At 59.1% G+C, this 23,187-nt stretch carries 19 protein-coding genes; 10 read left to right on the top strand and 9 right to left on the bottom strand.

The window, feature by feature from the left end:
* Positions 1-48: 48 nt before the first annotated feature.
* A complete protein-coding gene (locus tag FYJ74_RS07650) occupies positions 49-564 on the bottom strand; it encodes a nitroreductase family protein (protein WP_154528984.1) in 516 nt (171 codons plus the stop codon).
* Between the two features lie 234 nt (positions 565-798).
* Positions 799-1,992, bottom strand: coding sequence for an aminotransferase class V-fold PLP-dependent enzyme (locus tag FYJ74_RS07645; protein ID WP_154528983.1), 1,194 nt, complete (start codon positions 1,990-1,992; stop codon positions 799-801).
* Positions 1,993-2,289: 297 nt separating this feature from the next.
* Here FYJ74_RS07645 and dnaA point away from each other — a divergent pair, with 297 nt between their 5' ends.
* The 10 genes from dnaA (at position 2,290) to FYJ74_RS07595 (ending at position 14,479) form a co-directional block, all read left to right on the top strand.
* Complete coding sequence (dnaA, locus tag FYJ74_RS07640) at positions 2,290-3,606, top strand: chromosomal replication initiator protein DnaA (protein ID WP_154528982.1); 1,317 nt, start codon at positions 2,290-2,292, stop codon at positions 3,604-3,606.
* 247 nt (positions 3,607-3,853) lie between these two features.
* A complete protein-coding gene (gene dnaN / locus FYJ74_RS07635) occupies positions 3,854-5,011 on the top strand; it encodes a DNA polymerase III subunit beta (protein ID WP_154528981.1) in 1,158 nt (385 codons plus the stop codon).
* Positions 5,012-5,017: 6 nt separating this feature from the next.
* Positions 5,018-6,076, top strand: a complete 1,059-nt coding sequence (gene recF / locus FYJ74_RS07630; protein WP_154528980.1) for a DNA replication/repair protein RecF — start codon at positions 5,018-5,020, stop codon at positions 6,074-6,076.
* A 94-nt stretch (positions 6,077-6,170) separates the two neighbouring features.
* Positions 6,171-6,743: a hypothetical protein gene (locus FYJ74_RS07625; RefSeq protein ID WP_154528979.1), complete on the top strand. Its 573-nt coding sequence runs from the start codon at positions 6,171-6,173 to the stop codon at positions 6,741-6,743.
* A 16-nt stretch (positions 6,744-6,759) separates the two neighbouring features.
* The gene (gene mnmG, locus FYJ74_RS07620; RefSeq protein WP_326830907.1) at positions 6,760-8,637 is read left to right on the top strand and encodes a tRNA uridine-5-carboxymethylaminomethyl(34) synthesis enzyme MnmG; all 1,878 of its coding nucleotides are present in this window, start codon (positions 6,760-6,762) and stop codon (positions 8,635-8,637) included.
* A gap of 156 nt (positions 8,638-8,793) precedes the next feature.
* Positions 8,794-9,234: a DUF721 domain-containing protein gene (locus FYJ74_RS07615; RefSeq protein WP_195838851.1), complete on the top strand. Its 441-nt coding sequence runs from the start codon at positions 8,794-8,796 to the stop codon at positions 9,232-9,234.
* Positions 9,235-9,310: 76 nt separating this feature from the next.
* Positions 9,311-10,051, top strand: a complete 741-nt coding sequence (locus FYJ74_RS07610) for a pseudouridine synthase (RefSeq protein WP_326830906.1) — start codon at positions 9,311-9,313, stop codon at positions 10,049-10,051.
* 126 nt (positions 10,052-10,177) lie between these two features.
* Positions 10,178-10,720 carry a rubrerythrin gene (gene rbr, locus FYJ74_RS07605; protein WP_154528977.1) on the top strand — a complete coding sequence of 181 codons (543 nt, stop codon included), beginning with the start codon at positions 10,178-10,180 and terminating at the stop codon, positions 10,718-10,720.
* 163 nt (positions 10,721-10,883) lie between these two features.
* A complete protein-coding gene (locus tag FYJ74_RS07600; protein ID WP_154528976.1) occupies positions 10,884-12,401 on the top strand; it encodes a sodium:solute symporter family protein in 1,518 nt (505 codons plus the stop codon).
* 179 nt (positions 12,402-12,580) lie between these two features.
* Positions 12,581-14,479, top strand: coding sequence for a phosphoethanolamine transferase (locus FYJ74_RS07595; RefSeq protein WP_154528975.1), 1,899 nt, complete (start codon positions 12,581-12,583; stop codon positions 14,477-14,479).
* Between the two features lie 192 nt (positions 14,480-14,671).
* Here FYJ74_RS07595 and FYJ74_RS07590 read toward each other — a convergent pair whose 3' ends face one another.
* The 7 genes from FYJ74_RS07590 to FYJ74_RS07560 all read right to left on the bottom strand — a co-directional run bounded on the left by FYJ74_RS07590 (position 14,672) and on the right by FYJ74_RS07560 (position 23,016).
* Complete coding sequence (locus FYJ74_RS07590; RefSeq protein WP_154528974.1) at positions 14,672-15,889, bottom strand: iron-containing alcohol dehydrogenase; 1,218 nt, start codon at positions 15,887-15,889, stop codon at positions 14,672-14,674.
* A 305-nt stretch (positions 15,890-16,194) separates the two neighbouring features.
* On the bottom strand, positions 16,195-16,788 hold the full coding sequence (locus FYJ74_RS07585) for an indolepyruvate oxidoreductase subunit beta (protein ID WP_154528973.1): 594 nt from the start codon (positions 16,786-16,788) through the stop codon (positions 16,195-16,197).
* Positions 16,785-18,575, bottom strand: coding sequence for an indolepyruvate ferredoxin oxidoreductase subunit alpha (gene iorA, locus FYJ74_RS07580; protein WP_229769413.1), 1,791 nt, complete (start codon positions 18,573-18,575; stop codon positions 16,785-16,787). The genes FYJ74_RS07585 and iorA overlap by 4 nt, the downstream gene beginning before the upstream one ends.
* Positions 18,576-18,589: 14 nt before the next feature.
* Positions 18,590-19,498 (bottom strand): LysR family transcriptional regulator, encoded by a 909-nt coding sequence (locus FYJ74_RS07575; protein WP_154528972.1) that lies wholly within the window; start codon positions 19,496-19,498, stop codon positions 18,590-18,592.
* A gap of 75 nt (positions 19,499-19,573) precedes the next feature.
* A complete protein-coding gene (locus tag FYJ74_RS07570) occupies positions 19,574-20,851 on the bottom strand; it encodes an SLC13 family permease (RefSeq protein ID WP_154528971.1) in 1,278 nt (425 codons plus the stop codon).
* Positions 20,852-20,876: 25 nt separating this feature from the next.
* The gene (locus FYJ74_RS07565; RefSeq protein ID WP_154528970.1) at positions 20,877-21,779 is read right to left on the bottom strand and encodes a hydroxymethylglutaryl-CoA lyase; all 903 of its coding nucleotides are present in this window, start codon (positions 21,777-21,779) and stop codon (positions 20,877-20,879) included.
* A gap of 13 nt (positions 21,780-21,792) precedes the next feature.
* Positions 21,793-23,016 (bottom strand): CaiB/BaiF CoA transferase family protein, encoded by a 1,224-nt coding sequence (locus FYJ74_RS07560; protein WP_154528969.1) that lies wholly within the window; start codon positions 23,014-23,016, stop codon positions 21,793-21,795.
* Positions 23,017-23,187: the final 171 nt, after the last annotated feature.

Below are 23,187 nucleotides of genomic sequence, written 5' to 3'. Positions count from 1 at the left end.
TTCATCGGAAACTTTCCGATGAACGCCTGCAATGTTTTGAGAGCGGGACTATTCGCTCCAGGCGCCGTAGCGCACTTTGCTTTCGTCCACGCCGCTGTAGGCTTCTTTATGCTCGGCGGCATAGCCCATCACGGTGATGCCGAGAACTTCTACGCCGTCAGGCAGCTGCAAAAACTCGCGGACCGCCGGTTCTTTGGCGGCACGGCGGTAGACGCCGTACCACAGCGAGCCGAGGCCCAGCGACTTGCAGGCGATCTGCATGTTCTCCATAGCGGCGGCACCGTCTTCGATCCAGGCCAGGCCGCCGTCGTAGTCGCGCAGATCGGCAAGGACGGCAATGCCCCATTGCCCTTCGCGGAAGGGATCTTTCTGCTGGACTTTTTCGGCCAGAGAGCCCATCTGTTTTTTATCCAACACGACAAAACGCACCGGCCGCTCCCCTTTGGCGCTGGGAGCGGCACAGGCGGCCGCGAGGACAAGTTTCATCGTCGATTCGCAGACCGATTCGTCAGTGTACCTGCGGATGCTCCGGCGAGCCATAATATTCGTCAAACTCTCGTTCATGATGACAACCTCCAATACCATAGCAATTACGTATTATTTTATACGTGAGCGTATTATAGCATGGAGATCAGATAAATTCACCAAAAATAGAGTATACAATGCTTAAAATTTCCGTCAAAAGGACCTGACAGAAGCTGCTTCGACATCGACAAACGCTTGTCGTCGATGTTCCACTGAAAAAAATTTCCGCAGGTAACGTTCACGGGGATCGCGACGATCAATTTACCGGCACGTTCATTGTGCCGACAACTTTTGGGCGCGCATGACCACCAGCGAATCAGCCAAGATTTGCAACGCTTCGTCGACCTGAGCGGAGGTGTTGAAATAGCCCAAACTGAGGCGCAGCGCCCCCTGCGGAAAGCAGCCCAGCGTCTGGTGTCCCCACGGGCTGCACTGCAGTCCGGGACGCGTTTCCAGACCGCGGCTGCTGAGCTCGGCAGCGAGAATGCCGTTGTCCACTCCTTCGAAGTTAACGGCAAAAACGGATAACCGTTTTTTGTCGACCATTTCCGGAAGACCATACAGGATCAGACCGTCCAATTTTTTCAACCCCGTCAGGAAACGGGCCCCCAGCTCGTTCTCGTGGGCGCGGATAGTGTCGATGCCGCGTTCTTCGATCCATTTCAGGGCCGCGTTCAAGCCGGCAATACCGGGCAGATTTCCCGTACCGCTCTCGAAGCGATCGGGCATGGCTTCCGGCTGCGTTTCCACGTGCGAGAAGCTGCCGGTGCCGCCTTCGACCAACGGCTCGCAGAGACGCGCGAATTCGGGCTGCCAGAGAATTCCGCCCATCCCTTGGGGCCCCATCAACCCTTTGTGCCCCGTAAAGCACAGCGCCGCCAGGCCGAGCGCCGCGGCGTTCAGCGGTATCAGTCCGGCCGTCTGCGCCGTATCGACGACGAGGCGCACATTCCTCTCGCGGCAGGCGGCGGCAACGGCTTCGAGATTTTGTACGGAACCGCACACGTTACTACAGTGGCTCATCACGACGAGATCGTTTTTTTTCGCGTCAAGCGCAGCCGCCAGTTTTTCAGGATCGAGATACCCCTGCCGGTCGCAGGGCAGGATCTCCAGTTCGACACCATTCTTCTCCAGGTGGCGCAACGGGCGCGTCACGGCATTGTGCTCCATGGAAGTGGTGACGACACGCGTGCCGGGCTTGAGAAAGCCCTTCAGCACGATGTTAAGCGACTCAGTGACATTGGCCGTGAAGGTCACGTAAACGGGCGAAGCGTTCTCATAGCCTCCCAGCAGACGCGCCGCGCGTTCGCGGCACTCCAACACCAATCCCATGGTGCCGAGGTCGCGAACGGAAGCGGTTCCCCTCCCAAGATTGGCGCCGCCGGAACCGAGAAAATCGCTCATGGCATGGGCGACACAGTCCGGCTTCGGCCACGTCGTGGCCGCGTTGTTGAAATAGATCGACATGATCAGCAGTCCCCTCCAGCGAATGATCGACGAAACGAAAACGAAGATAAAATAACTGGGCGTCGGAGTTATTCCAGTTCTTTGAATTAGATCAAAAAGTTCTACTTATCATAATGAAAAGTTTTAGCGAGACCCTCTTGATTATACACCAGATTTTTCCTTTTTCTCACCATAAAAAAATCTCGGCTCTCGAGTTATGGTGAACAACTCTTGCAACTCTCGTCCAATTGTGGATAATAAGACTGGATTATTTTTGAGTTCAGGAATGGTAAAACACAAAAGTAGGAGCTTTCGACGATGAAAAACGCAGAAGAAATATGGGAGCAAATTCTGGAAGGAGCCGCCCCGCTCCTGCCGAACCAGACGGTCGACATCTGGCTCAAATCCTGCTCCGCCCTCCGCATGGAAGATGATCGACTGGTGCTGGATGCCGGCAACTCCTTTGTCGCTAAAAAAGTCAAGGACAGTTTCCTGGCGACGTTGGAAAGCGTGATGCAGCGTCAGGGGAAAGGCAGCGGCATCGACCTGGTCTACGACAGCAAGCCAGTCGGAGCGGAAGAGACGCTCCCGCCTCCCCAGCCGCATTCTCCGATCAGCTCGAACGGACTCAACCGACAGTACGATTTCACCTCCTTTGTCGTCGGCAAATCGAACCGTCTCGCTCACGCCGCCAGTCTGGCTGTCGCCGAAAGTCCCGGAGAGGCATACAATCCTCTGTTCATCTGGGGAGGCGTCGGACTGGGCAAGACTCACCTGATGCACGCCATCGGCAATTATGCACAGGGGAAAAACGGGAACACGAAAGTCACCTATCTCTCCTCGGAGAAGTTCACCAACGAGCTGATCACGGCGATCAAAAATGCCCGTACCGCTGAGTTTCGCGCCAAATACCGTCACGTGGACATCCTTTTGATCGACGACATCCAGTTTCTGGCCGGCAAGGAAAGCACTCAGGATGAGTTCTTTCACACCTTCAACGACCTTCATACCGAACACAAGCAGATCGTGCTCAGCTCCGACCGGCCGCCCAAGGAACTTGGCGACATCGAGGACCGTATTATCAGCCGTTTTGAATGGGGGCTGGTGACCGACATTCAACAGCCCGATTACGAAACGCGTATCGCTATCCTCAAGAAAAAAGCCGAGCAACGCCGCATTCCCGTCAACGACGACATCATCGGTTTCCTTGCCGAGAACATCCCCAGCAACATCCGCGAGCTGGAAGGCGCTTTAAATCGCGTCATCGCCAGCGCCAACTTCTCGCAGGAGCCAATCACCATCGAAAACACGCAGGAGTGGCTCAAAGACGTGATCGGCAACGGCCGTCGCGGCCCGCTCACTTTTCAGAGCATTATGGACGTGGTCTCCAGCGAGTTTGGCTTCTCTCCCGAGGACATCTGCGGCAAGCGTCGCACGGCGGAAGTGGCGTTAGCCCGTCAGGTGGCTATGTACATGTGCCGGACTCACACCGAATCCAGTTTGCAGCAAATCGCCAAGGACTTCGGCAAGAAGGACCACACTACCGTTCTGCACGCGCTGAAAAAAATCGAGATGCTCATGAAGGAAGACGCCCGCGTAAGAAAAATTGTGGAAAACATCGATAAAAAGCTGTGATTGAAAAGGGGTTTTTTGGAGATTCAATGGTGGATAACCGTTTCGATTCTCCAAAATCACAAAAAAATGTGTATATTGTGGATAAATTTTCACAGCTTGTCCGAAAAACCTTCCACAGCGCCACGTCAGTTTTCCTTTGTTAATTTCCCGTTTATCCACAATACTCACGGGACCTACTACGGCTCTTACGATTTTTATAAATCACAATCCGAAGAACAAGTCAAACGAAAGAGAGGATTTTCTACAGATGAAACTCGAAATTGTCCAGAACGAATTCATGAAATACTGGTCCATGGCCGAAAAAGTCACCGGAACGAAGAGTACGATGGCAACGCTGGCCAGCGTCCTTTGCGTTGCCGACGAGACGGGCGTGACGCTGAACTCCACAGATCTGAAGACGACAATCCGCGTCAAAGCCGAAGGGGTAACCGTTCTCGAGCCCGGTAAGGCGATTCTGCCTCTGAAAGTCGTCGGCGAACTTTTCAAGAAGATCGTCGTCAGCCCTTTTACCGTCGAGGTTGATAATGAAAAAGGGACAATCAACGCCGGACGCAGCCATTATTCCTTTACGACGTACAACGTCGGCGATTTTCCCGATCTGCCGTCGCCCCGTGCCGCCGAGGAGTTTACCCGCGTTTCCGCCGGCGAGCTCTCGCGCGTGCTGGCCGAAGGCGGCATTGCCGGGGCGCCGAACGAAGATTTTCCCAAGTATCTCTCCGGCGGTCTGATGCAGATCGCCGGCGGCGAACTGCGCGTTGTCGCCACCGATGGGCGCCGCCTTTCGCTGTCGAAGACCGTGATCGAAAACGCCGATGCGGAATCTTCTGCCCGAGAGATGTTGCTGCCGCTGAAATCGCTTGAAGAATATCAGCGTATTCTGACCAGCTTTTCCCCCGATCAGGAGGTCGAGGTGCTTCAGGACGGCGCCGTAACCTACTTCAACATGCCCGGCGTGCAGTATTCCGTGCGCTGTATCGACTCCAAATTCCCCAACTACGAGCGCATTCTCAGCAACACCAGCACTACACAGATGCAGGCGGAGCGGGCCGGCTTCATGCAGGCGCTGGACCGCATCAACATTGTCGTCGGCGACAACAGCCGCGTCGTCATCCTGACGCTGTCGCCCGGAGCGGGCATGGAGCTGAGCGGGCGCGCCCCCGAGATCGGCGAAGCCAACGAAAGCGTTGACGCTTCCATCAGCGGCGAGCCGCTCAAGGTGGCGTTCAACGTCGGCTATTTGATGGCCGGCATCAAGGCGTTCCACGGCAGCGATGTGACGCTGGCTTTCAACGGCGCCGAGGGGCAGATGATGATCACGCGCCCGGGCGGCACGGATTTCATTTACATGCTTATGCCCATCAAGCTCAAGTCCATGGACGCCTCTGAGACGGCCGGGGAGTCTTAAGGCGGCATGCGGATCGCACAGACGCGCTTCCGCAATTTTCGCAATCTGGAAAACGCGCTTATTGGCTGGGATTCGGGACTGAATCTGCTGACCGGAGTCAACGGCGCAGGCAAAACCAACGTGTTAGAGGCTCTCCATGTCGTCACCGGCTGGGGAGCCTTCAGCGGTTCGAAATGTTCCGATACCGTGAAATGGCATTCCGAGGGCGGCGCTTCGCTGGCGGCACAGGCGACAGGTGAACGGGAAGCCGTGATCGAAGCCGTGATTGTAGGGCGCGCTTCGCTGCGTCTCGATAGTAAGCTCTGCCGCTGGGGTGATCTGAGAAGCTGCGTGCCGTCGCTGACGTTTTTGCCGTCGGACATGGCGCTGATCGAAGGCGCGCCGTCCGTGCGCCGACGCTTTCTCGACCTGCTCTGCGCGCTTTGTTTTCCGCTGTACGCTTACAAACTTTCCGAGTACCGCAAGATCACGCAGCATCGCCGTCATCTGCTCGGCCTCGGGCATTCGACGCGCGTCACAGAGGAGACTATGGCCAATTTATCCGTGTGGATCTGGGAGTGCCGCCTCGAAGTGATCGCAGCACTGCGGGTCCATCTGGAAAAATGGTGCGATCTTTTGCCTCGCAAAATCGACCTGAACTTGAAAAGAGGCGGGGGCGGCAATGCCGATGGCCTGTTGGAAGATTTTCACCGTTCCTGTGCGATCCTCGCTGAACGAGAGAGGGCTTCCGGCCTGCCTCTGGTAGGTCCGCATCGTGACGATCTGATTATTGGCTGCGAAGGGCGTCCGGCGCCGGAGGTTCTCAGCCGCGGCCAACGCCGTCGCGCCGCGTTGGCGCTGGTGATGGCCGCAGCCTCGGCGGTGGAGCGGCGCAATCGCGCGTCGCCGGTGCTGCTGTTTGACGAAGTCGCTTCCGAACTCGACGAGGCGGGCCGCACCGTGCTGATGGAATGTTTGCAGCGCAGTCGCTGGCAGGTTTTTGCCGCCACGGCGGAAAGCACGCTGCCATGGTTTCAAGGAACGCGTTGGCGGGTGTCGGCCGGAAAGATCCAACGCTGTGACTGAACGGGTTTTAAAGCATTGACGAATCCTGATGAATAAAACCGGCTTGCGCCGGAAATTTCGTTTCCGTTATTTTTTTCCAAGGAGGAATTTTATTATGAAGAAAATTCTTTTGGCGCTTTTGTTTGCCGCGGTTATGGGCGCAGGGGCCGGCGCTGCCGAAATCGACGACACGATCGACGGCGTCTGGGGCATGAAGTTCGGCACGCCGGTCGCGGAGGCCGCCCGTATCATGACCGAGCAGAACAACGCCGCACTGCTGTGCGAGTACAGTTATGTTCCCAACTACCACGAGGCTTTTTACAAAGTCAACTTTTTCGGGCGCGAAGGCCATTTGTTGCTGCGCTTTTCAAAACGGGGACTCTTTTTGGCTCGCTTCGCCTTTATTCGCGCGGAGCAGCTGCCGGCCGCCGCGCCTCAGAGTTCTTCCGCCGAAAACAAGAAGAAAGAGAAGAAGTATCTCGCTTTCAGCCGCAATTTTACGGAGCTCAACGCCATGCTGACTCGTAAATACGGCGCTGCCAAAGCGGAATACACAGCTGACGGCGCGCTTTCGGGCTATCAATGGATCACCGGCACGTTTGGGCGCCAGTCCGTCGTTCTTTTCGAGAATCGTTCGCTGTCCCGCAACGACACTGTGCTCAGCTACGAGGACGCCAGCCGCAAGTAAGGGTTTCGGTGCCTCCGTGCAAATTTTCCCCGAAAACACTTTCGACGTTATCGTTGTCGGCGGCGGTCATGCCGGCTGCGAAGCGGCCCTCGCCGCGGCGCGCATGGGCGCGCAGACGCTGATGATCGTGCAGGACATCGATCACGTCGCGCATATGCCCTGCAATCCTTCCATCGGCGGCCCGGCTAAAGGCCATCTGGTGCGCGAAATTTCGGCGCTGGGCGGCGTTCAGGCCCGAGCCGCCGACGCTGCCGCGATGATGATGCGCTGGCTTAACACCTCGAAGGGACCGGCTGTGCGCGCGCTGCGCGCGCAGTGCGACCTGCACGATTACCACGATTATTATCTGCGGGAGCTGGTGAATTGCCCGAATCTGCGCGTCTTCCAGGATCAAGTCGACGCGCTGTGGGTTGAAAACGACCGGCTCAAGGGCGTGAAAACGCGCTTTCAGCTGGCTTTCGAAGCGCCGCGCGTGATTCTGACGACCGGCACGCATCTGGGCGGGCGCGTCCACGTCGGCCTGGTGAATTTCGCTTCGGGGCCGATGGGGCAGCAGCCTGCCGTCGGGCTTTCCCAATCCATGGCGGAGTTGGGCATCGCCATGCAGCGCCTCAAGACGGGCACGACGCCGCGCCTGTACCGCGATAGTATCGACTGGAGCCATATTGAGCTTCAGGAAGGCGATCCTCATCCCGTCGGCTTCGATTTTTGGGACGAAAAAAAGGTCCGCCGTGAGGTCAGTTGCGGCATGATTCGCACCAACGCCCGCACGCACCGCATCATCAAGGACAATCTCGACCGTTCGCCGATCGTCCACGGCGAGATCACCGGTGTGGGGCCGCGCTATTGCCCTTCGATCGAGTCGAAGGTGATGGCTTTTCCCGAGAAGGACAGCCATCCCATTTTTCTCGAGCCGGTGGCGCGCGGCAGCGTCGAGATCTACGTGCAGAACTTCTCCACCAGCCTGCCCTTCGACGTGCAGATCGCCATGACCCGTACGCTGCCCGGCTGCGAACGCGCCGTGATCCTGCGCCCCGGCTACGCGATCGAGTACGACGCCATCGATCCGCAGCAGCTTTCGCTGTCGCTTGAGATGAAGTGTCTTCCCGGTCTGTTCTGCGCCGGTCAGATCAACGGCACCTCCGGTTACGAAGAGGCGGCTTCGCAGGGGCTATTGGCGGGCGTCAACGCCGTGCTGTCGCTGCGCGGCGAGGAACCGCTGGTGCTGAGGCGCCATGAAGCGTATCTCGGCGTGCTCGTGGACGACTTGGTCACCAAGGGCACTCGCGAACCGTACCGCATGCTCACGAGTCGGTGCGAACACCGGCTGCTGCTGCGCCATGACAACGCCGACCGCCGTCTCGCTCCGATCGGGCGCCGTCTCGGCCTTCTGAGTGACGAAAGATGGCGCTCGCTTTGCGAGCGCTGGGAACGTGAGGATCGCGAGATCGAAACGCTGGAACGGGTTCGCGTCGTCCCGGCCTCGGCCAACGCAGTGCTGGCGGAAGAAAAACTGCGGCCGTTGGAGCGCGGCATGAGTGCCGCTGAACTGCTGCGCCATCCCGAGGTGGATTACGAGCTGCTCTGCCGTATCGTTCCCGATGGCCGCCTCAAAGGCGAAGAAGCCGCCAACGTCGAGACCGCGGTCAAATATCGGGGCTATATCGCCCGCCAGCAGGCAGCGGTGGATAAGATGTTCCGCTTGGAAAGCATGAAGATCCCCGTCGGTTTCGACTACGGTGAGCTTCGGGGACTGCTGGCCGAAAGCCGCGAGAAGCTCGAACGCATCCGTCCGATGACGCTGGGGCAGGCCAGCCGCATTTCCGGCGTCACTCCCACCGATCTTCAGCATCTGGCCCTCTATCTGAGCGAGCGCGCTCGCCGTCGCGAATAACGGCTGAAAATTCCGGAATGTTCCACGTGGAACATTTTTCAAAAACACTTATGGAGACAAGTTTTGTGGAGTGTACCGTTTTTCTCCATTTATATTGCGAAAGGGAGTGAGACAATGGCGAAGGATCGGATATCTGCCCCAAGGGCGGTCGGTTCCGTGATCGTCCGTAATCTGCCGTCGGCTTTTCAGATCGCTTTTAAGTTGGCCGACATGGAACGCCAATGGCTCACAATCGTCGGCCCGCAGCTCTCCGCTTCGACCCGTCCGAACCGCCTCGAACGCGGCGAACTGATCGTCGCCTGCGAGTCGCCGGCCGCGGCGCAGATGATCAAATTGAGCGCCGGCACGTTGCTGCGCCGCGTGAAAAAGCTGACCGGCCTCGAACTGCCGGGCGTCCGCGCCGTCGTGTCGCGCCTCGAACGTCCGCGCCAAACGCCGCCCGCTCCGTCGCGCCGGCTTCGAGTTTCGCCGGAAATGATCGACGAGGCCTTGAACCGCGTGAAAGCGACCGTCAAGGATCCCGACACGGCGTTGTCGCTGGCACGTCTTGAAGCTGCGGCGCGGGCGCGATGGGGTGAAGGGCGCGAAGAAGGATGAAACCCGTCGTTTTTTGATTATGAACGGTTTGCTCGGTAAAGAAACTCGTGTATTCACAAAGAGAGGTGCATAACTTGTGAATAACTTGCGCTGGGAGATGCGCCTCTCGAAGCGCATGGCAAAACTTGGTCTTTGTTCTCGGCGTGAAGCCGACGACTATATTTCGCGCGGACTCGTCAGCGTCAATGGAGTTCCCGCCGTGCTCGGGCAGAGAGTAACGGAGCGCGATCGCATCGAAATGAACCGCATCGCCGAACGGAATCAGGGGCGCCGTGTCACGATCCTCCTGCACAAGCCGCTGGGGTATGTTTCCGGCCAGGCCGAAGACGGTTACCGCCCCGCTCGCATGCTGGTTCGCCCGGAAAACCACTGGAGCGGTGACAAATCGCCGCTGTGTTTCGACCTCCGTCAGCTGCAGAACCTTGTTCCGGCCGGGCGGCTCGACGTCAACTCCACTGGGCTGCTCGTGCTCACCCAAGATGGGCGCGTGGCGCGGCGTCTCATCGGCAATGACAGTGTTGTGGAAAAGGAGTATCTCGTGCGCGTGGTCGGATCTTTGAGCGAACGCGGCCTGGCGCTGCTCAATCACGGCCTCAGCCTCGACGGGGAAGAACTTTTGCCCGCCCAGGTGCGATGGCAGAACGACGATCAGCTGCGCTTCGTTCTCCGTCAAGGAAAAAAACGCCAGATCCGCCGCATGTGCGCTCTCGTCGGCCTCGAAGTGCTGGCCCTCAAACGCGTGCGCGTCGGTTCGGTGCGCTTGGGCGCTCTACCGCCGGGCCAGTGGCGCTATCTGCTTCACGAGGAGACTTTCTAGGAAAAAGCAAATTGTTAGTCTTGACAAATTTTATCGGAATAACCTATATTAAACGAAGTTCCGGGGGGAACAGGCAGAGATTTTTGCGGGAAATCCGTACATTGATTCCAAAGGGGGATTTTTATCATGGAAAACATCAAGGGCACTCAGACTGAAAAGAATCTTCAGATCGCTTTCGCCGGCGAATCGCAGGCGCGCAACAAGTACACCTACTATGCCAGCAAAGCCAAAAAAGAAGGTTACGAGCAGATTGCCAAGATCTTCGAAGAGACCGCGGGCAACGAGAAAGAGCACGCCAAGATCTGGTTCAAGCTGCTTCACGAGGGCGATGTGCCCACCACGACGGTAAACCTCGAAGACGCCGCCGCCGGCGAGAACTACGAATGGACCGACATGTACGCCGGCTTTGCCAAGACCGCTCACGAAGAGGGCTTCACCCGCATCGCCAAGCTTTTCGAGATGGTCGGCGCCATCGAGAAGGAGCACGAAGAGCGTTACCGCAAGCTGCTCGCCAACGTCGAGAACGGTCTGGTCTTCTCCCGCGACGGCGACATGGTCTGGCAGTGCGCCAACTGCGGCCACATCGTCGTCGGCAAGAAAGCGCCGCAGGTTTGCCCCGTCTGCGCCCATCCGCAGGCGTATTTCCAGATCAGGGCGAACAATTATTAAAATCTCGGAACCTGGAAAAAAGACTATCGATAAAAAACGGCTCATTCCTGTAAAGGAGTGGGCCGTTTTTTTCCGCGCGCTTCGGCTGTGCTTTACGAGAACGAATACGGCGGTATAATAAAATTCCCGTGTCATATTCAGCGAAGAAAAGGAGCGGGTTTTCATGACGGGTCTGACTGTTGCCGGAATCGTTTTGGTTCTGGCGCTGATCATCGGCGTGGGGCTGTACTCGGGGAGAAAGGTGAAGAGCGCCAAAGATTTTCTCACCGGAGGCGGCAAGGCCGGACCAGGCTTGGTCTGCGGCGCGTTGATGGGCGGCCTGGTCAGCAGCCAGTCGACGCTGGGCTCTGTGCAGCTGGCCTTTCATTACGGCCTGGCGGCCTGGTGGTTCACGCTCGGATCCGGCCTCGGCTGCCTGCTGATGGCGCTGGGATATACGAGGGCGCTGCGGAACAGCGGCTGCGTCACGGAGCTGCAGATTATCTCGGGCGAATACGGCGGCACGGTGGAAAGCATCGGTTCGGTGCTGAGCGCGACGGGGATCTTCATCACCGTGCTGTCGCAGGTGATGGGCTGCATCGGTCTGTTCACTCTGATGTTCCCGTCCATGTCGGCAACAGCGGCGGCGGCGCTGTCGGTGCTGGTCATGTGCTGTTACGTGATTTTCGGCGGCGCCTGGGGAGCGGGGCTGGGCGGCGTGGTCAAGGTGGTTCTGCTCTACCTTTCGCTGATGGGCGGCATGGTTCTGATCCTCCGCTCCGAAGGCGGGCTCGGCGGCTTGACGGCGTCGCTGGAACGGCTTCTGGGGGGGACGCCGCTGGGCTTGGTGCAGCAGGCGGCGAACAATGTCCCCAATCTGGAAAGCGCGGCGGATATTTCCCGTCGTTTCATGAATCTGACGGCGCGCGGTACGATGAAGGACCTCGGCTCCTGCGTCTCGCTGATTCTCGGGGTGCTCTCCACGCAGACGTACGCTCAGGCGGTATGGAGCGCCCGTACCGACGAGGCGGCCCGCAAGGGCGTGTTGATGAGCGCTTTTTTGATTCCGCCGCTGGGGATCGCCGGCGTGCTGATGGGGTTATCCATGCGCGCTCATTATCTGACGGCGGCCGAGGCGGCAGCGCTGGCGGCCGCAGGGCAGGCCGTGCCGGATCTGCCGGTGCTGGCCAGCACGCTGCACGTGATGCCGGCTTTTGCGCTGGATCATCTGCAGCCGATTCTGGCCGGCGTGGTGCTCGGAACGCTGCTGATCACGGTGATCGGCGGCGGCGCCGGGTTGTCTCTGGGGATGGCGACGATCCTCGTCAAGGACATTTACAAACGTTTCTGGCCGCGTCTGTGCACGCCCGCGGGGGAACTGCTGGCCACGCGTTTGACGATCGCCATTGTGCTGATCGTAGCGGCGGTGCTCTCGATCGTCATTCCCAACAAGACGCTGAACGATTTCGGTTTTCTCTCCATGGCGCTGCGCGGCGCCGTAGTCTTCGCGCCGATGACCTGCGCTCTGGCGCTCAAGGGACGCATCCGTTCCGGCTTCATCCTCGCGGCGATCGTTCTCGCTCCCGTGGCGGTGGCGGCAGGCCATTTCTTCAAACTGCCCGGCGATCCGCTGTTGACAGGCATGGCCGTTTCGGTTGGCGGCTGTTTGCTGGGGCTGCTGTTCCCGCCGTACAAACGATAAAGAGCCGTTCCCAAAAACGGCGAGCTTCCCATGGCTCTGCACAAGGGAAGCTCGCCGTTTTTTTTGCGGGCAGTCTTTCTGGAATTTTACGACTCTTTCGCTTATACTTATGAAGTTGTGAGTTTCTGGCGTCGGCAAATTTCAACCGATTTGGGGAACGACAAAAGAGGTGGATTTCTTTGCTTGGATATTTTCGCCGCCATCGCGCGGTGGCCTCACTCGTTCAGGGCGCACTGCTGGCGGCGCTGATGACGCTGTTTTTGGCCTGGCCTCTGTACCGCTCCTGGATTTCGGCGAATTTCCTGACCTTCGTGATGTCGGAGCGTCTGCGGACGACGCAGTTGCTTGTCGAGTTTACCGGCTGTTGGGCGCTGTGGTCGGCGATCTTGTACTGGCGCGGCGGCGCCGGCGCGAAGATTTACGCGTTCTTTCTGTTTTTCGAGTTTGCGCCGGCCATTCTCTGCCGCGCGCCCAGCGGGCTGTATGAATACGCCTGCCTGTGTCTTTTTCCGGCCTGCTGGACGCTGCTGGCGTGTATGCTTGCGCAGCGGTTTGCCGGCGCGAAGCGTCTGGTCGGGGCGCTGCTGACGGCGCTGTTGGCGGCCGGCGTGGCGCAATACATCGTTTATTTCGTCTATATCGTACGCTACGGGCGGCGACTTGGTTCCAACACGCTGATGACCATTCTCGGCACCAATCTGGTCGAAGCGCGGTCGTTTCTGCTCGATCAGTTCGGCCTGCTGCCGACACTTATGAGTGCGGGGCTGCTTTTGTCGCTGATCAGGCTGCTGCGCGCGCTGATCCGGAACTGCCGCTCCATAAAGAGCCCGCGGCGCGGCGCAGCTCTTCTCTGCCTCTGCGCGGCGTCGGCGCTGTTCTGCCGTACGAAGGCGGCCAGCTACAGCAATCTGTTTTTCGACTTTCAAAAAGGGTACCGTCAGTACCAGACGGCGCTCGACAGTCTGGAAAAAGCCCATGCCGACCCGCAGCGGCGGCTTGAGGATTTGAAGATTTCCAGGGAAGGACGCGGCGAGGTCTGCGTGATCGTCGTCGGCGAGTCGGCCAGCCGCCGCCACATGCAGCGCTGGGGCTACCGCCGTCCCACCACGCCATGGCTCTGTTCCGAAGACGCGGAAACGCAGGAATCGCTGATCGTAATGGAACGCGCCTATTCCTGCATGGTCCATACCGAATCGGCCGTGACGCTGGCGCTGAGCCAGTTCAGCAATTACGACCCACGCGTGCTGCTCCGCCTCGACCACAGCGACAGCTCGTTCATGTTCACCGGCATCATGAAGGCTTTCTCGCTGTTCGAGATCCTCAAGGGCGCCGGCGTCAAAACGCACTGGTTCAGCAACCAGGAGAAGATCGGCGCTTACAACAACCTGGTCAGCGCCTTGTCGCGCAGCGCCGGCGAGCAGGAATTCGTCGAGGATCTGCCGCTGGTCGACCACAAAAACGGCCATCAGGACGAAGAGCTTCTGCCACTGCTGCACCGCGCGCTGGAACGCGCCCAAGACGGCGAGAGCCACGCGATCTTCCTGCACCTGCGCGGCAGCCACTGGAGCTATCGCAACAGCGCGCCGGAGAACTGGCCGTGGCTGCCCCGCGTCAAGGGCAACAAACTCCTTTCGCGCGAGCTGCGCGAGCGCATCGACGCCTACGACCGCAGCCTTACCTACACGGACGACCTGCTGCGGCAAATCAGCGAGATCCTCGCCCGCTCCAAGTTTGCTGTCAGCAGCATGGTCTACTTTTCCGACCACGGCGAGGACGTGACCGGCGTCGGTCATAACTTCGACGCCTTCAAGCCCGTCATGGCCGAGATTCCCGTGGTGCTGTGGCTTTCGCCGGAATACCGCCGCCGCTACGCGGCGACGACGGCGCGTCTGCGTGCCAACTCCGGGCGGATCTTCACCAGCGACCTGATCTGCCCGCTGGTGCTGGGGCTGATGCACGTCCAGTACGCCAACGCCGTGCCGGAACGTCAGCTTACCTCGGAGAAATACGCCGTCAACGAACAGAACGCTCGCTTCTGGGAAGGCCGTCTGCTCAGATCGGTTGTGCCGGATCTCTAGTTTTTTGCTCCGCATGAAATATCGGGCGAAAAAAATTGAACGCCGCTTTTTTGGCGAAAAAGTCGCGTCGTTCCTTGCGCGCAGGTCTGCCCTCCTGGGCTGCCGAACGAAAACGAGCCGTAGCACAAACGGACGGCCGCTTTTCCCGGTGCGGGGAAAAGCGGCCGTCCGTTTGTGTTCGATCGTCTTTGCCTAACGGCGCGGTTTAAGCGAGTCGCGGTAGATCTTGGCGACCGCTTCGGCGGTGGCGGGCACGGGCGCGAGGTCGAGCAGGCCGCCCAGCGACGGCGTTTCGCGCGTGAGACGCACAAGTTTTTCCACGTCGGCTTCGGTGTAGCCCATGTCGGCCAGTTTTTCCGTAACGCCCATCTTGAAGATCCACTGCTCTACGGCGTCGGCGGCCGCGGCGGCGTTGGCCGGATCGGCGGTGATGTTGCCGGGCAGCATCGGGCGCAGCACGTCGCTCAGCGTCTCGGAGACGGCAGGCCAGCAGGCCTCGACGACGGAGGGCAGGATCATGGCCAGTCCCAGGCCGTGAGTGAGCGTGGGCTTAATGGCCGAGAGCGGGTGCTCCAGTCCGTGGGTGAGGTGCAGCATGCCGTTGTCGAACGAGATGCCGGCGATCATCGAAGCGTAAAGCAGGTAGTAGCGGGCTTCGAGGTCGTTCGGGTTGGCGACGGCACGGGGCAGGTATTTGTCGACGAGGCGCACCGTCTCCTCCGCCAGCAGGATCGTGTAGGGCGAGGCGAACAGCTTCGTGGTCGCGGCTTCGACGACGTGATTGACGGCGTCGATGGAGACGTAGCGCGTCTGGTCGGCGCTCAGCCCCGTCATCAGCGCCGGATCGTCGATGGCGTAAGTGGGATAGATGCAGTCGTAGGCGATGGCGGGCTTGAAATCCTTTTCGAGGATCGAGGCCACGGCGAAGCGGTCCACCTCGGTGCCCGTGCCGTGGGTCAGGTTGACGGCCACGATCGGCTTGGCTTTGTCGGGCGTGAAACGGTACTCGTACAGGTCGCGGGCGTTTTTGTCGGCGTATTCCAGCAGGATGGCCGCGCTCTTGGCCGTGTCGATGGGGCTGCCGCCGCCGATGCCGAACACCGCCGTGGCGCCGACGCCCCTGCCGAGCGCGACCGCTTCGTCGATGCCGTCCACGGTCGGATTGGGCGTAACCTTGTCGTAGAGGACGTAGTTGATCTTGTGCGCGGCAAACGCCTCGACGACGTGATCCCATGCGCCGGTGGCCTTGTAGGAACCGTGCCCGGTGACCACGAGCACGTTCTTGACCCCCTTGTCGGCCAGCGCCTTGCAGATGTCGTCCACCCTGGCGATCGCACCGACGCCCAGATAGCATGTCGTACGCGAGATGATCGTCTTCACTTCGTTGATGTCGATGTTTTTCTCCCACATGATATTTTCCCCCTCATTGATGTGATAAAATTCACATATTTTGTGACTAAAATCACAATACATCGCGAACGAGAATTTGTCAACCAGAAATGTGGCGATGTTTTGTTTTCCCGATGCATTTCCCATGGCGAAGCCCCGAAAAAAAGAGGCCGTCTCAAAAGTCAATTGAGGCGGCCCCTTTTTGAAAGCAATCCAGAGCAACGGTTGAGAGAGTTCTGAGCGGCTGAACTCCTTCGCAGCGTCCAGCAACTCTGGTAATGCTTTCTCTCAAGAATCAGTATGAGTCGTTCTCTTAACGGGCAATACTATACGAGCGATTCGGCGAGCTTCATTCCCGCTTCGAGGCAGCGGAGATTGCCGTCGACGAACTGCGGCTTGACATTGGCTTTCACGGCCGCCGTCCAATCGATGTTCGTGACGCTCAGCAGCTGAACGAGCGCCCCGAGCAGGACGACGTTCATGCCGCGGGGGTTGCCGTTGTCGCGGGCCACCTGCGCCGCGTCCAAAACGAGCGTGGGGGCCTTGCCTTTGAGCTCTTCGATGATGCCGTCCGGGTACTCCTTAGCGCCGCTGAGGATGGGAAGCGACGGCATTTTATAATCGTTCACGACGATCTTTCCGCCGGGTCTGAGGCCGTCCAAACAGCGGATGGCTTCCATCGTCTCGAACGAAACGAGCACGTCGGCTTCGCCCTTGCCAATGATCGGAGAATAGACCTTTTCGCCGTAGCGGACCTGCGTGGAAACGGAACCGCCGCGTTGGCTCATGCCGTGAACTTCGCTCATTTTCACGTCGTATCCCGCCTCGATGAGCCCGGTGGTGAGGATCTTGCTGGCGAGGATGGTCCCCTGTCCGCCGACGCCGACGAGAAGAACGCTTTTCGTTTTGTTCTTGCTCATTTTCTCGCTCCTTTCACGATTGCTTTCATCGGACAGACCTGAGCGCAGACTGTGCAGCCGACGCACTGCATCTTGTCGATGCTGACCTTGCGTTCATACTTGTCGAAGCTCAGCGCAGGACAGCCGGTCTGCAAACATTTTTTGCAGCCGATGCACTTCTCATGATTGACGGTGCACTGGGCCGGTGCGGTGCGGAACTCGCGCCGGTCTTCCGTGGAGAGTTTTTTGAGGACGCAGGGCCAGCGGGTGATCAGGACCACGGGGCCTTCGCGGACTTCCCGATACGCCCAGTCGAGCGCTTCCTTCATCTCGTCCAGCTTGAGAGGGTTGACAGTGCGGATGCGGGTCACGCCGAGGGCGCGGACGATCGTCTCGATGTCCATGATGTTCGCCGGCTCGCCTTTCAGCGTGTAGCCAGTGCCGGGATTCTCCTGATGCCCGGTCATGCCGGTGATGCGGTTGTCGAGGATGCAGCAGATGACGCGAGAATCGTTGTAAACGACTTCCTCAAGGGAATTGATGCCGGTGTGGAAGAAGGTCGAATCTCCCATGCAGGCGACGATCGTCTTTTCCTGACCGCTTTTCTTGAAGGCTTTATCCATGCCGTGTGCCAGCGAAAAAGCGGAACCCATGCACAGAGCTAAGTCCTTGGCGTTGAGGGGTTCGCTGCCGCCAAGGGCGTAGCAGCCGATGTCGCCGACCATGACGGTATCTTTGTGCTTGGCGCACTCGTAGAAGAAGCCGCGGTGGGGGCAGCCGGCGCACAGGGCGGGCGGACGGTCGACGACCAGATTGTGGTTGAACTCGATCTCTTTGGCCTTTGTGCCCAGCAGGGCCTCGCGGACGATGTTCGGGTTCAGTTCGCCGACCAAAGGGATCTTTTCCTTGCCGATACAGTCGATGCCGGCCGCGCGAATCTGTTCTTCCATGTAAGGGTCAAGCTCTTCGATGACGTACATCGTCTCGACGTTGGCGCGGAATTCGCGGATCAGGTCCATGGGCATGGGATTGGTCATGCCGAGTTTGAGGTAGGATGCGCTCTCGCCGAAAACCTCTTTGGCGTACTGGTAGGAGACGCCGTTGACCACGATGCCGATCTTTTTCGAGCCGCTGTATTCGGCGAAGTTGAAGGGACAGTCGTTGGAATAGGCGTTCAGCTTGCGATCGCGGTCGAGCATCTTCACGCGAAGCTGGCGCGAGATGGCCGGGACAGGGTCGTTTTTCATACGGTTTTTCACGTAAGGGATGGCGCCGAATTCCTTTCGCTCGCCGAGCTCGACAAGCGACTTGGAGTGGCAGACGCGGGTGGTCATGCGGAACATGACGGGCGTGTCGAACTTTTCGGAGATGTCGAAGGCGGCGCGAAACATGTCTTTGGCCTCTTGCGAATCGGAGGGTTCGAGCATCGGGACTTTCATGAACTTCGCGTAATTGCGGTTGTCCTGTTCGTTCTGCGAGGAGTGCATGTCCGGGTCGTCCGCGGAGACGAAGACCATGCCGCCGCTGACGCCCATGTAGGAATAGGTGAAGATCGGATCGGCCGCCACGTTCAGGCCGACGTGCTTCATCGCGGCCATGGCGCGCACGCCGCCCAGAGAAGCGCCGATGGCGGCTTCCATCGCGACTTTTTCGTTGGGCGCCCACTCCGCGGTGATCTCTTTGTACGTGCCGGCATTTTCGAGGATCTCGGTGCTGGGAGTGCCCGGATAGGCGGAGGCGAAGCAAACCCCCGCTTCGTATGCGCCTCTGGCGACCGCTTCGTCGCCGGTCATGAGTTTCTTGATCAATTCAATTCCCCCTTTTAATTGCTTTGCTCGGAATCACTTGCTTTGTGCTTGCAATTCTTTCTGATGTAATCCGCGAAAATCGGCACACAGGGATTGACGCAGTTACGGTTCCAGAGAAATGAAAGCTCGACGGTCCCCTTATCCGCCAGCGGAACGAATTTCAGCCTTCCGGCCGCGAGGCTGCGATAGTTATCGGACAAAAGCGTCACATACCGCCCCGTCGCGACGATCGAAAGCAGATGCGCGACGCTGGAAGCGTTTTCCTCCACCGAGGCGTCGAAACCGGCGTCTCTCGCCCGCGCGCGGATCTGCTCATAACCGCGACGGGCCAGAGAACGGGCGATGACGACGAAGCGCTCCTGCTTCAGCTCCGCGAACGCGACCTCTTCCCTTTGCGCCAACGGATGGCGAGGGGAGAACACGGCGCAGTCGCGGTATTTGCGCAGCACGATGCGCTCGATATCGCGGTCTGCCGGTCGGCCGGTGCAAATGGCGCAGTCGATCGCTCCCGTGTTGAGATCGTAGATCATTCGTTCGGTGTTGCTGCCGCTCACCCGTACGAGGATATCCGGATGTTCCGTCTGGTAATCGTTCAGAAGCGCGTACACGAAAGAGTTGACGAAATATACGTTCACCGCCAGACGGATGATCCCGGAAAACCCTTCCTGCGCGTAGCGCGCTTTTTCCACCGCGGCGTAGTAGCTGTCAAGAATCCCCTCGCTGTTCAGATAAAAGCTCTGGCCGGCCGCTGTCAGCGAGACGGAACGGCGGCTGCGGTCAAAGAGCTGAAAGCCCAGCTCGGCTTCCATCTGCTGGATGGTCCTCGTCAGCGACGACGGCGTGAGATACAGCCGGTCGGCCGCATTGGTGTAGTTCAGAGTTTCCGCGAGAATGCGGAAGCATTCGATATCGTCGATACGCATGTCAACCCCCCTCTGAAACAATATTTCTATTCTTCCAAGAGTACTCCGAATGCGCCGCCATGATTTTCGAACTGTTTAGAGCGCCGAAGGGCTGAGAACGTCTGCGACAGGTCCGTAGAAGAGCCAGGAGACCGCGAAAAGCAGCACGAGGGTCAGCATGGAGATGATCAAAAGCTGCACAAAGAGCTTGTTCTCGTCTTCCTTGGTAAGGTTGATGCGATTTTCGCCAGCGATCGCCGCGATGATCAGTGCGCCGCCCGTGGACATCGGCGAAATGCCGCTGGCCGCGCCGGCCGCCGCGACGGCGGACATGAGGGCCGCGGGGTTGACGCCGCCGATCTGCTTGGCGATGTCGATGCACATCGGCATCATCGTCGGGTAGACAACGCCCAGAGCGCTGCTGACGAGGCTGAGCAGGCCGGCCGACAGACTCATCAGAGGCGTGGCCGTGCCGCTGTTCATGATCTTGCTGAGGCCGCCGCTGAGCAGGGCGATGCCGCCCGCTTGGGCGACGATCGAAAGCAACGCGCCGACGCCGAGGACCAGGATGATCGTGTTCCAGGGGATGGCCTTGATGCATTTGCTGTCGTCCGCGACGTGGAACACGAGCAGGACGGCGGCGACCGACAGCGCCGCAAGGCCGAGGTTGACCTTCGCGTAGACGATGAGGAAGAGCATGGCGAGGATGCTCAGCAGGGCGACGATCTGTTTGCCGCTGAATTTTTCGGCCCGTTTGACTTCGGCGTCGGGAGCGGCCTTGACCTTGTAGCCCTTGAAGGCGATGTAGATGACGACGGCCAGGATCAGGTTGTAAAGGACGGCGTTGACCCAGATCGCGGGAGTGACGTTGCCGGTGTATCCGGCTTTGGCGACGGCGCTGAGGATGATGGTGCCCTCGGGCGTGATCGGCGAGAAGCGCCCGGACGTCATGCCGCAAATGCCGATCAGCGCCAGCATCAGAGGATTATAGCCGACTTCCACGGCGATGGCGGCCGCAAGAGGGGGGATGATGGCCAGCGCGGGCACGCCGCCGGGGCCGACCGCAACGATCGTGAAACCGGCGAGGTACATGAGGATCGGGATCATCCACGTGCGCTTGCCGGCCCCGGCGATGATCTTGCGGGCCAGCAGTTCGAGCGCTCCCGTGCTGGTGATCACGGCAAAGAGCAGTGTGATGCCGACCAGCGTCACGAACAGAGAGACGCTGACGGCGCCGATCAGTGCCCTGTCGTTCATGCCGAACAGTCGTACGGCGACGACGCCTACAGCCAGGGCAAGGACGCCGATGTTGTTCTTGCGGAAGAAGGCAAGTGCGATGACGATGATGAAGAGAATGAGCGATAAAACGTCCATAGACCATATCCCCCTTTTATTTGTGCTATTCGTGCTTGCAGGCTGCTCCCTGAGCGCTCACGACCGTCGCCTGGATCTCGGCTGCCATCTCAGCCGCGGTCTGATTGAGCTTGTTCAGATCGTAGCCGGTCTCGATGCCCATCTTGTCCAGCATATAAACAAGATCTTCGGTGGCGATGTTGCCCTTGGCGCCGGGCACGAAGGGACAGCCGCCCATGCCGGCAAGAGAGGAATCCATCATCGCGATGCCCTCTTCCATCGCCACATAGCAATTGGCAAGCCCCATGCCGTAAGTGTCGTGCATGTGCAGCGACACCTTGTTCAGGTCGGTATACTCGCGGATGGCTTTGACGAGGCGGCGAGTGTTCTCGGGCGTGCTGATGCCGGCCGTATCAGCGATGCCGAACTCGGCGACGCCAACGCTCTGAGCCTCGTCGATGAGCCATTTGACGCGGTCCACCGGCACTTCGTCGCCGAACGGAGAGCCGAATACGCAAGGCATGGCGAGGATGATGTGCAGACCTTCGGCATTGGCGGCAAGTTCCTTGAAGGCGTCGAGCGACTCCTGGATGGTGCGGCGCGAGTTGCGCAGGTTATGCTCTTCAGACGCGGAGAGCACGAACTCGACGTGAGTGAATCCGGCTTCGCGGGCGTTTTCCACGCCCTTTTGGTTGAGCGTCAGAGCGAAGGCGGTGACGCCGCGCTCTTCAAGATACGAGCGTACTCCACGGAAGACCTCGCGTGCGTCGCCCATCTGCGGGACGTACTTGGGATTCACGAACGACGTGATCTCCATCTTGCGCGCGCCGCAGTCGACCATCTTTTTGATGTACTTGATCTTGGTCTCCGTGGGGATGGGAACGGGATGATTCTGCCAGCCGTCGCGGGGAGCTACTTCGGAGATCAGAACTTTCTTCGGCAGTGACATGACCTTCGCCTCCTTAGTTCATGAGCCCTGCGGCCTTGAAGGCGGCCAGCTGCTCGTCGCTGAAGCCAAGCTCCTTGAAGATCTCGTCGTTGTCTTCGCCGAGGTCGGGGGCGGCTTTTTTGTACTTCACCGGCGTTTCGGACATCTTGATCGGATTGCCGATGACAGTCAGCTCGGCGACTTCCTTGTGGTTCTTGGGTGAAGGCACCGTGACGAGCATCTCGCGGTCCTTGATGATGCTGTCGTCTTTGCAGAGCGCTTCGCAGTCGTAAATCGGGGCGGCGGGGATGCCGGCCTTGTCGATGATAGCGACGGCTTCGGCGACGGTCTTGTCGGCGGCCCAGTTCTCGATGACCGCCTTGAGCGCGTCGGCGTTCTTCTTGCGAAGCTCGGTGTCGCAGTACAGCGGATCCTGAGCCAACTCGGGCATGCCCATGGCGGCGGAAAGTACTTCGAAATGCTTGTCGGTGCCGGAGGCGATGACGAACCAGGCGTCCTTCGCCTTGAACGAGTCGTAGGGCGCGCTGGAGATGTACTTGTTGCCGGTCATCACGGGCGACTCGCCGGTGTAGACGTACTGCATCAGCTTGGCTTCCATGCCGGAGACGATGGAGTCGACGAGGGCAACGTCGATGTGGTTGCCCAGGCCGGTCTTTTCGCGCTCGTAGAGCGAGGCGCAAACGGCGACGCCGACGTTCAATCCGGCGAACAGGTCGCCGATGGCCATGCCGGCGCGGGTGGGTTCCATGCCGGGCCAGCCGGTGATGCTCATGCTGCCGCCCATCGCCTGGGCGATCAGATCGTAGCCGGGTTTGTAGGAATTGGGGCCGGTCTGGCCGAAGCCGGAGATTGAAGCGTAAATGAGGCGGGGATTCAGAACTTTGCACTCTTCCCAGCCGAAGCCGAGACGCTTCATCACGCCGGGACGGTTATTCTCGATGAGGACGTCGGCGGATTTGACCAGCTCGGCAAAGAGCTTCTTGCCCTCCTCCTGCTTGAGATCGAGAGCCACGCCGCGCTTGTTGCGGTTGAGGTTCTGAAAGTACATGCTCAGACCGGTTTTCGGCTCAAGAGGTCTCGCGTTGCGGACGAAGTTGCCGTGGCTTTTCAGATTTTCGAATTTGATGACGTCTGCGCCCATATCCGCGAAGTACATGCCGATATAAGGACCGGCCAGGAAATCCGTAAAGTCGATGACGCGAACTCCCTGAAGAATCCCCTCTCTGTGCTGTGCCATTTGTGTTTCCTCCTCTTTGTGGTTTTTGTCGAGGCTTCGGTTGAGCCTGTATTCGTATTATAAAAGCAAATGATTTGTTAATCAAATCAAATTTCGAAACACTGTCTTGCCGGTTCGGCAACAATGCCAAACTGGGCCTCCGCGCCGCCGCACGACAGGCTGAAAAAGCGC

The sequence above is a fragment of the Pyramidobacter porci genome, assembly GCF_009695745.1.
Lineage (GTDB): Bacteria > Synergistota > Synergistia > Synergistales > Dethiosulfovibrionaceae > Pyramidobacter > Pyramidobacter porci.
Note: the sequence above shows the minus strand (reverse complement) of the source record. Positions and strands in the feature narration are given on the sequence as shown.

Coding starts and splice junctions, on each gene's coding strand:
- FYJ74_RS07650 (WP_154528984.1), bottom strand. CDS start 564: ATGAACGAGAGTTTGACGAATATTATGGCTCGCCGGAGCATCCGCAGG.
- FYJ74_RS07645 (WP_154528983.1), bottom strand. CDS start 1,992: ATGTCGATCTATTTCAACAACGCGGCCACGACGTGGCCGAAGCCGGAC.
- dnaA (WP_154528982.1), top strand. CDS start 2,290: ATGAAAAACGCAGAAGAAATATGGGAGCAAATTCTGGAAGGAGCCGCC.
- dnaN (WP_154528981.1), top strand. CDS start 3,854: ATGAAACTCGAAATTGTCCAGAACGAATTCATGAAATACTGGTCCATG.
- recF (WP_154528980.1), top strand. CDS start 5,018: ATGCGGATCGCACAGACGCGCTTCCGCAATTTTCGCAATCTGGAAAAC.
- FYJ74_RS07625 (WP_154528979.1), top strand. CDS start 6,171: ATGAAGAAAATTCTTTTGGCGCTTTTGTTTGCCGCGGTTATGGGCGCA.
- rbr (WP_154528977.1), top strand. CDS start 10,178: ATGGAAAACATCAAGGGCACTCAGACTGAAAAGAATCTTCAGATCGCT.
- FYJ74_RS07600 (WP_154528976.1), top strand. CDS start 10,884: ATGACGGGTCTGACTGTTGCCGGAATCGTTTTGGTTCTGGCGCTGATC.
- FYJ74_RS07590 (WP_154528974.1), bottom strand. CDS start 15,889: ATGTGGGAGAAAAACATCGACATCAACGAAGTGAAGACGATCATCTCG.
- FYJ74_RS07585 (WP_154528973.1), bottom strand. CDS start 16,788: ATGAGCAAGAACAAAACGAAAAGCGTTCTTCTCGTCGGCGTCGGCGGA.
- FYJ74_RS07575 (WP_154528972.1), bottom strand. CDS start 19,498: ATGCGTATCGACGATATCGAATGCTTCCGCATTCTCGCGGAAACTCTG.
- FYJ74_RS07570 (WP_154528971.1), bottom strand. CDS start 20,851: ATGGACGTTTTATCGCTCATTCTCTTCATCATCGTCATCGCACTTGCC.
- FYJ74_RS07565 (WP_154528970.1), bottom strand. CDS start 21,779: ATGTCACTGCCGAAGAAAGTTCTGATCTCCGAAGTAGCTCCCCGCGAC.
- FYJ74_RS07560 (WP_154528969.1), bottom strand. CDS start 23,016: ATGGCACAGCACAGAGAGGGGATTCTTCAGGGAGTTCGCGTCATCGAC.